Here is a 13,703-nt window from a genome sequence, read left to right as displayed (position 1 = left end):
TTAGTTTCCTTCTACGGGTGGTCGGCTCTTCCAATATGTTACTAAAATCAAACCTGAAATAATATGCCATATTCCCCAAAACGCAGCCACGAGTGCCATGTTAGGTTCTGCTTGGAATTGTGTGAGAATGAGACCCAACGCAAGTCCTGAATTTTGCATTCCTACTTCAATAGTAATAGCACGTTTGTTTGCTTCGTTTTGTAAAAACACCCTCGCAATTAAATTCCCAATGACGAGAGCGATGAAATTATGAAAAACAACAATAACAAAAACAAAACCAAGATTGTCTAAAAAGATTTTCCAATTCCCACCAATAGCAACGATTAGAAAGATTAAAAACGCAAAGGATGAAACACGTTTAAAAAACGGGGTGATTTTATGAGCGAAACCAGTGAAAAAATTGCCCAAGAACATTCCTAGTAATAATGGAATTAGTAATAATACAATTAATCCTTTGACAATCATCAAACTATCGATCCTAAGATCTCCTGAACCAGAAATCATAGCATACGTTACTGGATTCAAATTTGCCGTTAATGTAAAGTTAAGTGGTAATGTAATGATAGCAAATAAACTAGAAACAGCTGTCATACTCACAGAAAGTGCAGTGTTTCCTTTACCAAGATGAGTAATGATATTGGATAGGTTTCCACCGGGACTTGCGGCAACTAACAACATCCCCAATTCAATTCCAGCAGGAAGATCCAAAACCAACGTGATGATCAAAGTGACCCAAGGTAAAAAAACCACTTGGCCGATGAGGCCAGCAAGAGCAGCCACAGGTCTTTGTAAAACTGCCTTAAAGGCAATGAATCTAAGTTCTAAGGCAACTCCAAAGATCATGAGAGCCAAAACCAAACCCAAAACAATTTGGTAATCATTGTTATAATTCATATTTGAATCTTCCTAGCGAACCTTCATAACCAAACATTAACCAATTGAGTTATGAACGGATGTTCATCGGAGTAATATTCTAAATCAGAAAGAAGAGATTCTATCTTTTTTTATCATCTTAGAGTCAGAAACCAAAGTTATTTCTGAACACTTCGTTGCATTTTTGGAAGTAAATGGATTAAAATAAGTGGGATCATGACAAAACTCACAAAAGGATAGTGGATTTATCCTTTTGTGGAGTTACGAATTTATCTAAAAACCGAGTGAATCTGGTTTGATTAAAAACCAGATGCCGTAATCGCAGATCTCGAACAAGGATTGTTATTGGGATCACAAGTATACATTTTAAATGTGAAGCCATCATTTGGGTTAGGTCTTTGTGATGTTGAACCAAAATTGGTTCCACTTGCAAATCCCAAATCAGTACAACTCGATGTTGATACATTGTATTTTTTAATGTTCGTATTCAATAGTCCGCCAGCACCACCTGGTGGAGTGTTGAAATAAGATGTAGGTCCAATATTTCCACCATTGAGTTGGAACGTATCATAACAATTACCTGTGTAAGAACCACCTAAATCGGCAACTTCCATAATCACAAGAGACTTGTTTCTATCAACTCCACCATTGAGTATATTGTTGATGATAAGGGAAGAGATACCTTCTCTGTCTTGTTCCTTTGATTGGCAATTTAAAAGGAATAACGAAAGTGAAAGTGTTAAAATGATTCTCATCATGAATGTTAATTTAATTTTCATAAATATTCCTTTTAGTTTGGCCTATAACTGTAAGCTTCTGGAGAAACAACACCCGTCCAAAAGTTTGCTTGGAATTGTAAATAAACGCGTCTATCGTCAATTGGCATTGAGTTTCCTGTGTTAGGATTTACATCAAATTGATTTCCTAAAATTTGATAGTAGAGTTGTGCTTTGAAGTGATGTTTATCACCAAACAAGTTTAAACCTGCCCAATACACTCTTAAAGAATCAGTAGGATCTACTTTTCCATTTCGATTAAAATCTCCTTGGATGTATTCGTATTTTAACAATGGCATGATATAATAACGATCCAAAAATGGAATGTTATAACCAATAGTTCCATGGTATCCATATAGATCATTTGATGCAGCACCACCAAACTTTGTATAAGCACCCGATAAATAAATACCTTTGTAAGTAAACGTTGTATCGTAAGTGTGTCCCACTAATCCCATTTTTGGTCGAGCTAGTGTAGGAACAGAATTCTGAACTAAAAAGTTTGGATTTCCACTTGCATCTAAACTTCCGCGATCTGGATTCGATCCTTGTGAAGTTAATAATTGAATCCCACTTGTTGTACCAGGTGTGTATTCAGGAACGTAAAGTGCTGGCGTAATTAAATTTTGGGTTTGTAGATACCCTGCACCCAAAGACCATTTCATCTCTCGTTGGAAAATTTCTTCTCCTTCTTGCCAATTCACCATTTTTCCGTCAGATTCTCGTTTTAATCCACCAAACACATTCACTTGTGCTCGTGCATAATACATAGGGGATGTATTAATTGCTCCATAACGATTCGCGGTTGTTAAGTCTTGTCTTCTACCAGTACCATAATCACCACCACCACCTTTTCCGTTACTCACCATTAAGGAAACTTGTAAGTATCGTTCCCATTTGTGATCTAATTCTTTCAGTGGAGTTGCTTGGATCATAACACCATGATCAAATTGTGGAATGGCATTTACGATCATACTTCGTTCTAATGTGACGAAGTTCGCTGACGATTGTAAGTATTCACGGCTGAATTGAGTTGGCAATTGACCGAACACAAAACGTAATCCAGCATAAGGTATTTTTGCATACCCAAATGCTTCGTGAATGTAACCACGATTGTCTTTTAATCGAGTGTTGGATACATAACTCGTTGTTGCTGGTCTACCATTCGCATCTAAATAATTTAAAGTACTTGTAGTTTGGACAATATCAGGTCGATTCAACATGTTCTCCAATCGGAGTTGGATATTAGTTCCCCACCAATCGTTTTCGTATTGAGCACCTAATCGTAAACGTCTGAAGTTCCAATCCACATTATTAAAATCTCTATGACCATTGCTGAAGAGAGAATCTTCAGAACCAGAGACTCCTCTAAATTGGATACGGCCATAAATCGTTAATTTCTCTTTTGCCGTATCATCGGGCCTGTGTGCAAATGCATCGGGTAAGGTTGTTGCATTTCCGTTGGAAAGGGGACGGTTATATTCCACCTTCACACGATTGGGTCCTGGTTTTGAATAAATTTGCCCAGTTTCGGTGTCTTCGTAGAGTTCTTGGTAAACCTTCGTTTGAGGTTTTTTCGATTGGTTTTCTGCGGGATTTGGTTCGTTTGTTCGGGTCACTTCTGGTTCGGCAGAAAGTGTGCTAACAAATAGTAAGAGTCCCAGAGTTACTTTTGTGATGGTATTCATTCGATGTTTGTCTGTACTGATTTGGATTCATTTCAATAGAGGATACCTCCATTACAATGTTTCAGTCTGGTTACAAACATATTGAATCCATGTTATGATTGGATGACAAGAATATTACAAATTGGTTACAGGGAGCAAAACTGCCCGTTTGGTGAGCATTTTTTTTCGAAAATGGAAGTTTGTCACAATCGAAGGGTTGTTTTGTGACAATTTTATAACGATTCCAAATTCAAAAACTTTCTGGATTTAGCGGTTTGATTTCCGGATCACCAACTTGAGGCCCGACCAAATGGGATCGATCGCGCAGACTTTGGTGTCCACAAGGCCCAAACCCAAGGCAAAATCTCGGATTTTGTTTTCATCTAAATCAGAAACAATTTTGGAAGTTTTTTTGGGCCATGAAACCCATATCATACCGTTGGGTTTCAAATGGGATTGGAGTTTCGGGAGTGATTTTTGGTAATCTGCAAGTGAGGTAAAAAAACAATGGATGAAGTCGAGTTCCTTCACGAGTGATTTGGCAATTTTGACCGGTTCAGGCATTTTCCCCCAATCTTCCAAATTGAGTCCATTTGGAAGATTTAGAAAATAGAGGGACATATTGTCCTTGATCCCCAATTTTTCAATGACCGATTTTCCAGAATAACCCGCTTGTTTTGCCACCATCACATTCCTTTCCCATTGGAGAATGATCCAAAGAGGTCAAAAAATCCAATTCATTAGTTAAAAATTCAAACTCGACAGTAAGATTCATTCCTTTTTTTTAGTAGACTATTGTCGATCACCAAGTTATTGCCTAAATTCCCAAAAGGATAGGTAAGTTTGTATTTTGAGGGTATAGAGTGTTATCAATCGCAGATCTTTGGAAACAGGGAAAAATCATCATCAACCGAATTCGTTTTGGATTAGTATTACTCTTCCTACTTGCCATGATTGGGGCCAAAGATGAATTCCAGCCGAAGATGTTCATCATCCATATGATTGGAACGTGTACAATGGGTTTTTATTGTGCACTTGCTTATGTATTAGAAAAAAAAACAAACCCACCCACTTGGTTTCATAAAATTCTCATCTTAATGGACACATTAGTTTTATCGTTAACCATTATCTTAGATTGTACGTTGAGTTTAGAAGAAGCAGAAGCGGCTCTTTCGAATGCAGTTGTGTATTTTATCTTTTTCTTTAACGCGATTTATTCTGGATTTTTAGGAGATCGTAAATTTGTTTTAATGAACTCACTTTTAGGTTCTGTCTTATCAGCGATAGCTTTGATAGTTGCGGTGAATGTCGGTGGTGTCCAACTTTCAGTAGATCCAAAACAATCACAAGAAATAGGATATGTTGGTTTAGCAGGTGAAGTGATGAAACCAATTTTCATCATGATTGCAGGATACATTGTCAGTTTATTAGTCCAACTTTTGACAAAAATTAGTTCTTTAGCGGATATCAAAGCCGATGAAGCAGAAGTGCTCCTGAACCAAACAAAAGAACGAAGTAAAGTTTCTGCAAATGCTGCACTCAAATTAGAATCTTCAATTAATAATTTTAGTAAATTTGTTTCCGATACATCTGTAAAATTAGAATCACAAGCGGCTTCTTTGGAAGAGATCACTGCTGTGATTTCTGAACTTTCAAGTTCCTTTGAATCCAATGGAGTTTCCATTGAAGAACAGAATAATAAAGTACAAAGTATGGTTGCTGATACAGTAGAATTAAAAGAAACAGTCGACCAAATTTTAATCCAAAGTGAACAACTCGTGGAAATTGCAGAAATCAATAAAAAGGAAAGTATGTCCGTTACTGAAGTGGCAGACCAAACTGCATCTCATTTGGAATCCATCCAAGCCTCATTTGACCAAGTGAATGAAATTAATAATATTGTTGCAGAAATTGGCGAAAAGACAAACTTACTTGCGTTAAATGCCTCAATTGAAGCTGCTCGTGCGGGTGATGTTGGTAAAGGTTTTGCTGTAGTTGCCAATGAAGTGAGTAAACTTGCTGAATTTACTAAGAATAACGTAAAACGAATTTCAAGTGTTGTCAAAAGTTCAAAAGAGATCATCACCAATGCAAGGAATGCATCAAAAAATACCGGTGAACTTGCAAAGTCGCAAATTGATCGCCTAAACCAAACGTTAGTACAAATCCAAAATATGAACCAACTTTATATCGAACAACGGAACACTTTATCTTCCATTTTATCGGAATTGTCTCAAATCAGGGAACTTTCGAATCAGATTGCCGGATCCACCAAAGAACAATTATTAGGTCAAAAAGAAGCCTCCAAAGGGATTATCCAATTGGAGATGGAAGTGAATGAAATCAGTCGTGCTTCAAAAGACTTGGAAGAACATATCCAAATGATCAAAGAAGAAGCCAATACCTTGGCTTCTATGGGAAATCAATAACATATCCTAATGATTTGAGTGTTAGTTATTGGATAAAAAATTTAATATCTCATCCCTCACTGTGTCGGATCGTAATATCATTTTATGACCTAGTCCATTTGTTGTGATGAGTTTTCCTTGTTTCCATGATCTTGCAACTACCTCACCCATACTGTAAGGGATTTCAACATCATCTCGGTCATGAATGACTAATAGTTGATTCTTAAAGTTGGGACCAGAAGTTTCTAAATCTATACTTGCCATGGTTCGTTTGACTTTTTTCTCCAAAACCAAACGCATATTGATTTCTTCCATTTCCGTTAAGTCAAAATGCCTACTAAAGTCCTGGATCAATAATTCCAATTTGGATGGTGGTGCAATATAAACCAATTTGTTTGCACTGACACCTAACTCTTGTGCTACTGTCGCAACAGCTCCACCAAAAGAATGTGTAATGATAAAATTTGGATCTCCAATCTGATTTGTGAGTTCTTTTACAATTTTTGCAGATAAAACAATATTGGAATACCGGCCTGAAGAAAATCCATGGCCCGGTAAATCTATTCCTATAACTTTATATCCCTCTTCGATGAGGGATGGGATAAACCTGGAAAAGTTGCCAGTATGACCATTCCATCCATGGATGAGTAAAATGGTTCCTTTTGAATCTCCTTCCGAATTCCAAATATAATATTGAATTTTATGTTCTCTTACGTTTAACATTGATTTGGTTGCCTTTTCTAATACTTCCATTTCCTTTCTGGAAGGACTTTGTTTCTGTGTTTTCAAAAACTTTTGAACGGTGACAAATCCTATCCAAGTCGGATTCTTTTTTGCAAATTCCCATTTTTTTTCCATAGGGATTGGGTATTCTCCGTTTAAAGAACGAACGATCGTGCTAATTGTATTCATAATCATCTCCTGTATTTCTTGGTTTTCGCATCCAAAATGGTATTTGTTTATTTCATATTTCGTTTGATTAATTCGTTAAAACATTGTTTGGTTCGTTTTTCGGAAGATTTATCTTCCAATAATCGATTGTAAAAATGAAAGGATAAGACAAGGCCCCAAATTTCTTGGACCAATTGTTCCACATTTGTTTTCGGATCTAACTCTCCTTTTTCTTTGGCTTCTTCTACAAATTGTTTTAAGGAAGAATGCCATGAGAGTTGGATTTTACGTAGATGATCACGCACAATCCCAGGTCTGTCATCAAACTCCGAACTTGATGCCAAAAACAAACATCCACCAGGCAAATCAGAACGATTGGACCAATCAAGCCAACTTACAAACGCATTCCGTAATCTTGTAATTCCTGGTTTGGATTTTAATGCGGGGTATAACACATAACGCCGAAAAAGTTCACTCCCTTTTCGCAAAACATCGATTTGGAGATTTTCCTTCGAAGAAAATTTAGCAAAGAGACCACTTTTGGACATTCCCAATTCTTCTGCAAGAGTTCCAATGGTAAGCCCTTCCAAACCTTGCACACTCGCAATTTGAACAGCCCGGTCTAAAATCAATGATTTTGTCTCTTCGCCCTTGCTCATAATATTAGTACGATCGTTCGTTTAATTTTGTAAAGTCTTTTTTTAAGGTTGGGGCGCCTCAAAAGGATGGAATTTCATATCCAATTGAAACATGACCGGGCCTTACGCTTCCATCTTTCGTTTCCCGAAAGGATGTCCGCTACAGTCCCTGGCGCGGAGATTCGCTTTTATCATGTGACTTTAGTCTGAGAATCGGGTAGAAATATGTTTTGCCATATCTTTTGGAATCTTAGAATAATGACAGTTAGTATCTTATAACACCATCCTATGGCCTCACAAAAAAAGAATCACGAATTTTCAAATATTATAAAAACTCTAAAACAGAATGGAAGAGAATCAGAAGTAGAAACTCGATTGGTATTACCACTCATTCAATTGTTCGGTTTTAACAATGAAAACTTTCGAGATAAAGTATCCTTAAAAAATTGTGGTGAAGCAGACTTTGTTTGTTATGTAGATCAAAAACCTTTTCTAGTGATTGAAACAAAATCAAATTCAGTCAATTTATCTGATCCCAATGGAAAACCATACTTAGATACAAAATTTCAATTATTTGAATATATGCGTTCAAAAGAATTACAGCAGGTTCCATTTGGATTATTGATCAATGGCAAAAACGCACAGATTTTCAAAAGGAAAGAAAATATAATTTTTCCTTTAACAGAAATTTTAAACTTAGAAACAAATACAGATAAATCAATCACCACGTTAAAAAAATATTTAAAGAAGCCGTTCCATTTCGAAGAAAGTTTTAATTCTGCCATTATCGCTATTTATAATAATAAAGGTGGAGTTGGTAAAACAGTTACAACAGGTAACTTTGCAGGAGTACTAGCGGAAAAAGGGAAAAATGTTTTACTCATTGATTTAGACCCGCAACAAAGAGATCTAACCGATTCCTTTAAAATTGATCATAAAAAGATGGATTCATCCACAAGTATCTTTGATATTTTACTTGGAAAAGAAATCAAGGAAGGAATCAAAACAATTCCAATCAAAAAAAATTTACACATCATCAAAGGTGATGAACGTTTTGATAGCTCTACGTATGCGACTAAATCAATAAGCCATTCTATGATTAAGAAATTTAGAAAGTTATTGGAGATGTTTAGTAGCAGAGGTAAATTTGATTATATCTTGATCGATTGTCCGACAAACTGGAGTTTTTTTAGTAAGATGGGCGTTTCTGTTTCGGATGCAGTATTAATACCTGTGAATTACCAAGCAGCACAAGCAATCCATAATGCAGTTCAAGTATTAGAGAAATTTATTCCAGAAGTTTGGTATGAGAGAAATGGGAGTGGGCCAGAAGTTTTGCCTATTCTTTTTAATAATGCATATACGGATCAAACGAGTAAAAAACATTTTGATGATGTAAGGCGTGATGAGATTAGAAAATTAACAAAAGATAAATGGTATTTAAAACTATTTGATGAAGTGATTGAAATCAAACACCATCACGAAATTTCAACTTCTCTTTTTCTACATATTGATCAAAATGGACCATCTCCCTATACTTTAAAAAACAAAAACTCAAAAGCATTCAAAGAATATGAAGAAGTGATAAGAAAACTTTTTGGAATATAAACCAAAAAGTTAAATCCAATCCTTTCAATACTTAACTTACTTTTTTGTAAAATGTTTCTGTCGCTTTAGCTTCTTCTCCGTTTGGGCTGATGTTATAGGTAGTGAGAGAAAATTCTGAGTCGCTCAAGATTTGAAACTCTGTCCTCCAACCCCAAAGGTCGTCTCCATATTCCGGGTTTCCATAAGAACCAGTCATAGCGAATCCATTTCCCTTTTGTGGTCCACTAGATAACATGATTTGTGTTCCCATATGAAAACTATCAATCCATGAACTCGTATACCTTTGGTAAGGAATATCATATCCGACAATCATTTTACCTTCGAATGGTTTCCCTTCTAAACTACTTTTGGTATCTAGGCAAATGAACCTACCACCTAATAGACTTGTGATGGTTGTTTCTGCAGCCGACTCATCAGCCAATACATCTTTTTCAAACCAAGTTTTTGTGTTTCCTTGCCAATGCCCGAGGAGACGTTTTAATTGTTTGTGCGCTCCGTCTAGTAAAGATGTTTCGAATTTGTTAGTTGGCATAATGAATTTTCCTTTCTGGTATTTTATCTTTTAAATGAATATTTTATCTAAGGCGTATAACGAAGGATCACAGCACCAGAAGAAAGCGAATTTGTTTCAACATGTTTTAAGGGAATATTCGGAATACCTTCTTGGAATAGTTTTGTTCCCTTCCCTAAAAATATAGGAGTGATGCAGATCCTGTATTCGTCGAATAGATTTGCTTTCATCAAAGAAGCCGATAAGATTCCACTTCCAAAAACAAACATATTCCCTGAACCTTCATTTTTTAATTTTGTCAGTTCTTTCACTGCATCTTTTGTAATTGTGGTATTGTTCCAATTTGCGGACTGGAGTGTGGTGGAACATGCAAGTTTAGGGAGACTATTCATGAATTTGGCAACTTCCCCTTCATCCTCAGGAGCATTGGTCCAATAATCGGCCATTCCTTTATAAGTAGTAGCGCCAAACACAAGGTAGTCGGCTGATCGCAGTTGGATGAGACTAAGATCTTCAAGTTCTTTTCCCCAAACAAGTCCGTGGAAACTAAGGTCCCAATTTTTTTCACCTTCGAAGTATCCGTCTAAGGTGATTAAATTCCACATGATTAATTTTCTCATAATGACCTTCTTTTGAAAGGTTTTTGGATCGAGCGAGTTATGAATGTTACAAAACGTATTGTATAAACAGTCATTCAGAAAGGTATATCTGTTTTTTCATTTTAAGTCAAGAAGTTTGTGAGTGTAGGGAATTCATTTACATTCAAAACTAAAATTTCTTAGTTCTGAATGATTTGTTTCTATATCAAATCGATGTTAATTGACTCATTATTTTTCGCACTGAATGATGGTTGCTTTTTTGGGAACGAATACGGAAATCGAAATGGATGGAAACAAAGATCGTAACAATAGAGCAAAAGTATTTGATTGGGAAAAAATTGGAGATGTCTTTAGCGAATCCATTTACTCCGATATTATGGAAATCGTTTCAACCGATCATTCCTAAAATTTTACATCGTAATTCAAATGAACTCATTTCTTTATCTGTGTATCCATCTGATTATTTTCAATCGTTTGATCCAAATGCTAAATTTCAAAAATGGGCAGTCGTAGAAGTTTCGAAGTTTTCCGACCTTCCTCCTGAAACAGAGGGATTTACACTTGTGAGTGGTTTGTATGCAGAATTTCTTTACAAAGGATTACCAAGTGAAGCAGGGCCCTTTTTCCATTCGATCTTTATGAATTGGTTACCAAACTCAAACTTTCAATTAGACAATCGTCCTCATTTTGAGGTGATGGGAGAGAAATATAAAAACGACGCTCCAGATTCTGAAGAACTGGTTTATATTCCGATTCAGCACACCTCAAAGTAACCTGACCCTTCCTCCTTGGAATTGAACAAATGATAATCGATAGGCCTAAACCAACGGTGGCCAAACGCTACTTTTGGTCGGTTCATCTGGCATATAGACAACCCAAAGTTTATCACCGACTTTTTTTGTTAGATGGACTGATTCAAAAATATTACCAACGTTTCCCACATGTTTTTGACCATTGGTTTCGAATAAAAATTCCACAACAGTGGGTGATTTTCCGTTTAGTGACTGAGTGTAATCTTTTCGTATTTCTGTGATTTCACCTACCGTTGCTGTACCATGTTCTAATGGTAGCAGTTCGTCTTTGGCAGTTTGTAATCCCTTTCGCCAACAAAAGATACCAATGATTGGTAAAAGTATTGTCCAACAAAATGGGATCGTAAAAAAAATTCCAATGAGGGTCATCACATTCCCTGTGTATTTGATCCTTCTTACAAATTGATTGGGTAGGGCTCTCGGTGTTTTGGGAGGTTCTGCTCCAAGTTCGCCTGAGTTGTAAGAATAGGCAAGTGTCCCACCGCAGTTTTTACAGTTACTCAAACTTTTGTCTGTGTATTGTGATTTGCACCAAGGGCATTGGATGATGAGATCAAAAGGCATATTGGTTCCGTTTCCAATCAATAAAATCCTTAAAAGAAATTGTCAAGATTAGTTTAGTAGGGACTGGAATCGAACGTAAATTGGTTTTATCTTAATCACTCAGCAAATGTCTCTATCAAAGATAACGTTAATGATGGCAGCTAACAATGAATAAATCATGAACAGTGATCGTGAGAAGATTCTAAACAATTGTTGGTTTTTAATTTCGATTGGTTCAGATTTTAATTTCATTCCAAATTTTGTTTGGAATCAAAATGATTTAGAAAGCTAAGATTTCTGAGTTGATTCGATATCATATGTGCTTATAATCAAAGCATGCAGTATTTGTTTTTGAGTTTGATTTTCCTATTGTTCCAATGCACACAACCAACACTCAACAATCCGAGTGACATCCAATCCGATGCATTTAAGGAAAATGAAACACTTCTGTGCCTCACAGGACAACTATCTGCTTGTCGCATTCCCGTTCCTGTTTGTACAACGTGTAGATTTTTTTCCACCAGCGTAACCTATGATGGCAATCGAGGTGGTATAGCAGGTGCAGATGCAAAATGTATGGCTGATTCTAAAAAACCATCGGAACCAGTAGGTGCGGTTTATAAGGCCTTTCTTGTGGATGATGTGAATCGCATTGCCTGTACAACTTCAAATTGTACCACAGGTGGGATATCGGAACATGTAGATTGGATTCTAAAACCAAATACTACTTACAAGCGAGCTGTGGATGGTGTGATAATTGCGACAACGAATAGCGAAGGAATCTTTACAACCCAAACAAATGACGCAGCGAATCCTCCACTTAGTATAGTTTTTACAGGACTAAATACAAGTGGTTGGCTCACTCGAGTTTCTGGAGATCATTGCACTCGTTGGACTAGTAATGCCGTGAATGGTGCATCCACAAATAGCTTTAGTTTGAATACTGGATCTATAACAGCATGTGCTAATTCTTATGCGATGCTTTGTGTGGAACAATAAAAAAAGGCTCACCTCAATCAAATGAGGTTTAGAATTCGATTGGTGTATAAAACGACATTTCAATGGTAGTGAGTGAAATTTTATAACCATTTTGATTATAAAATGGACCACCAATACCTAATCGCCAATTGATCACACCGATTGGTATTTCCCAAAATACATAAAAACTTTTTGCATAATTGGAGGAAGAATTCACACGTCCTATTCCTAATGTCAATAAAGCATACAATTCGAGAGGATTTAGTTGGTTTCCTGTGAGTTGAGAATAGAACAAAGCGATTAATGGATCAATAGATTTAGGATTCACATCACCTTTTAATAGAGTATAAAAACCAAGTGCCTCTAAGTTATTTCCAGAAGACAAATGTGACAATAGGTAAACACGATATGGGTCTGCATCAATGTTACCATTATTAAGCAATGAATACCTTCCCATATTATCAATTTTTTCATCTAAATTTCGACCTGAACTAAACACCAGGAAATTGTTAAAATAACCATTTCCATCATTAAAATCAGCAGTACCTTGGATGTTGACTTTTGAATATCCAAAACCAGCACCTAACCGAAAGTGGTCGTTTCCTTTTTTTCCAAAATAAATTGCAGGAAGTAACATGTGATAACTACCATACGTTTCTGTTCCTAAATCCTTATTGGTGTATTGTTTGATAGGAGATGAGTCGTTTGAAGAATTCGAATCTTCACTTGATGAACTGTTAGTGGCAACGACGTCCGTTATTTTTTGTTTTGTTTGTCTAAAGTTTACGTTACGATTGAGAATAAACAAACCCCAATTTTCACCTATTTGCCATTCTGGAGATTTTAAGTCATAGAGAAAGGTTAGATTTTGGTCCATCCGTTGGTCATCTTTCATGACTGCATTCCCACCAGTATTGGATTGGATGGTAAGATCTGTTAAATTTGCTTGTACACCTGGATAAAAGGTAAGGAAACGGGAACCATTTTCCTTTTTTAACGAAAATTCCTTCGGTGGTTCATATGGTTTTTTAGGTGTAAGTGGAATGATTGTTTGATCATTTTGAAACTTTATTTTTAATTCTTGGACTCCGTCATTAGAAAGTTTTGAATTTAGATTTTTTGCCGGAAGTTTTTGGTTTGTTTCTTGGGATTGTATCGGAATTGAGAATAAGTAAAACGAAAAGATAATATATTTTGAGAAAGTTTCCACTAACGCATGTTTTAAACGAATAAATAAATTACCAGCATATTTTTTCGTTAGGTTATAAACTCTATTGATAAGAAACCTTACGTATTCATTAAAAATCACTTAAACTCGATAGTGTGAAAACCGTTGTTAGGGTGTTTATTGCGAAAAGCACCCATGGATGGGTGCGGGCGGGAGCTCTGGCCAGGGAGG

At 36.3% G+C, this 13,703-nt stretch carries 14 protein-coding genes; 4 read left to right on the top strand and 10 right to left on the bottom strand.

All coding sequences use genetic code 11. The annotated features are described in order from the left end of the window. From ND855_RS15800 to ND855_RS15785, 4 genes are all read right to left on the bottom strand, one after another. Positions 1–894, bottom strand: a complete 894-nt coding sequence (locus ND855_RS15800) for a bile acid:sodium symporter family protein (protein ID WP_265359121.1) — start codon at positions 892–894, stop codon at positions 1–3. 278 nt (positions 895–1,172) lie between these two features. Next, entirely contained in the window at positions 1,173–1,652 is a 480-nt protein-coding gene (locus ND855_RS15795; RefSeq protein ID WP_265359120.1) for an LA_3150 family lipoprotein, read from the bottom strand. An 11-nt stretch (positions 1,653–1,663) separates the two neighbouring features. Then, complete coding sequence (locus ND855_RS15790) at positions 1,664–3,337, bottom strand: hypothetical protein (protein WP_265359119.1); 1,674 nt, start codon at positions 3,335–3,337, stop codon at positions 1,664–1,666. A 246-nt stretch (positions 3,338–3,583) separates the two neighbouring features. Next, the gene (locus ND855_RS15785; RefSeq protein WP_265359118.1) at positions 3,584–4,003 is read right to left on the bottom strand and encodes a DUF3052 domain-containing protein; all 420 of its coding nucleotides are present in this window, start codon (positions 4,001–4,003) and stop codon (positions 3,584–3,586) included. A gap of 176 nt (positions 4,004–4,179) precedes the next feature. Between ND855_RS15785 and ND855_RS15780 the strand changes: the two genes are divergently transcribed. After that, positions 4,180–5,745 carry a methyl-accepting chemotaxis protein gene (locus ND855_RS15780; RefSeq protein WP_265359117.1) on the top strand — a complete coding sequence of 522 codons (1,566 nt, stop codon included), beginning with the start codon at positions 4,180–4,182 and terminating at the stop codon, positions 5,743–5,745. Positions 5,746–5,766: 21 nt separating this feature from the next. On the opposite strand, the gene ND855_RS15775 is transcribed toward ND855_RS15780, so the two are convergent. Continuing rightward, entirely contained in the window at positions 5,767–6,636 is an 870-nt protein-coding gene (locus ND855_RS15775; protein WP_265359116.1) for an alpha/beta hydrolase, read from the bottom strand. Positions 6,637–6,683: 47 nt separating this feature from the next. Continuing rightward, positions 6,684–7,274 carry a TetR/AcrR family transcriptional regulator gene (locus ND855_RS15770; RefSeq protein ID WP_265359115.1) on the bottom strand — a complete coding sequence of 197 codons (591 nt, stop codon included), beginning with the start codon at positions 7,272–7,274 and terminating at the stop codon, positions 6,684–6,686. A 267-nt stretch (positions 7,275–7,541) separates the two neighbouring features. On the opposite strand from ND855_RS15770, the gene ND855_RS15765 reads away from it, so the two are divergent. Further along, a complete protein-coding gene (locus ND855_RS15765) occupies positions 7,542–8,861 on the top strand; it encodes an AAA family ATPase (protein ID WP_265359114.1) in 1,320 nt (439 codons plus the stop codon). Between the two features lie 31 nt (positions 8,862–8,892). Here ND855_RS15765 and ND855_RS15760 read toward each other — a convergent pair whose 3' ends face one another. Together ND855_RS15760 and ND855_RS15755 are read right to left on the bottom strand one after the other, a co-directional pair. Continuing rightward, on the bottom strand, positions 8,893–9,393 hold the full coding sequence (locus ND855_RS15760) for a DUF1579 domain-containing protein (RefSeq protein ID WP_265359113.1): 501 nt from the start codon (positions 9,391–9,393) through the stop codon (positions 8,893–8,895). 47 nt (positions 9,394–9,440) lie between these two features. Continuing rightward, positions 9,441–9,992 (bottom strand): dihydrofolate reductase family protein, encoded by a 552-nt coding sequence (locus ND855_RS15755; protein WP_265359112.1) that lies wholly within the window; start codon positions 9,990–9,992, stop codon positions 9,441–9,443. Between the two features lie 266 nt (positions 9,993–10,258). On the opposite strand from ND855_RS15755, the gene ND855_RS15750 reads away from it, so the two are divergent. Next, the gene (locus tag ND855_RS15750; RefSeq protein WP_265359111.1) at positions 10,259–10,744 is read left to right on the top strand and encodes a GyrI-like domain-containing protein; all 486 of its coding nucleotides are present in this window, start codon (positions 10,259–10,261) and stop codon (positions 10,742–10,744) included. Positions 10,745–10,789: 45 nt separating this feature from the next. Here the strand turns inward: ND855_RS15750 and ND855_RS15745 are convergent, their stop codons facing one another. Further along, the gene (locus tag ND855_RS15745; protein ID WP_265359110.1) at positions 10,790–11,347 is read right to left on the bottom strand and encodes a hypothetical protein; all 558 of its coding nucleotides are present in this window, start codon (positions 11,345–11,347) and stop codon (positions 10,790–10,792) included. Positions 11,348–11,662: 315 nt separating this feature from the next. Between ND855_RS15745 and ND855_RS15740 the strand changes: the two genes are divergently transcribed. Beyond that, a complete protein-coding gene (locus tag ND855_RS15740; RefSeq protein ID WP_265359109.1) occupies positions 11,663–12,325 on the top strand; it encodes a DUF1554 domain-containing protein in 663 nt (220 codons plus the stop codon). 28 nt (positions 12,326–12,353) lie between these two features. On the opposite strand, the gene ND855_RS15735 is transcribed toward ND855_RS15740, so the two are convergent. Continuing rightward, complete coding sequence (locus tag ND855_RS15735) at positions 12,354–13,613, bottom strand: hypothetical protein (protein ID WP_265359108.1); 1,260 nt, start codon at positions 13,611–13,613, stop codon at positions 12,354–12,356. Positions 13,614–13,703 lie beyond the last annotated feature (90 nt).

It is taken from the genome of Leptospira paudalimensis (genome assembly GCF_026151345.1).
GTDB lineage: Bacteria > Spirochaetota > Leptospiria > Leptospirales > Leptospiraceae > Leptospira_A > Leptospira_A paudalimensis.
Note: the sequence above shows the minus strand (reverse complement) of the source record. Positions and strands in the feature narration are given on the sequence as shown.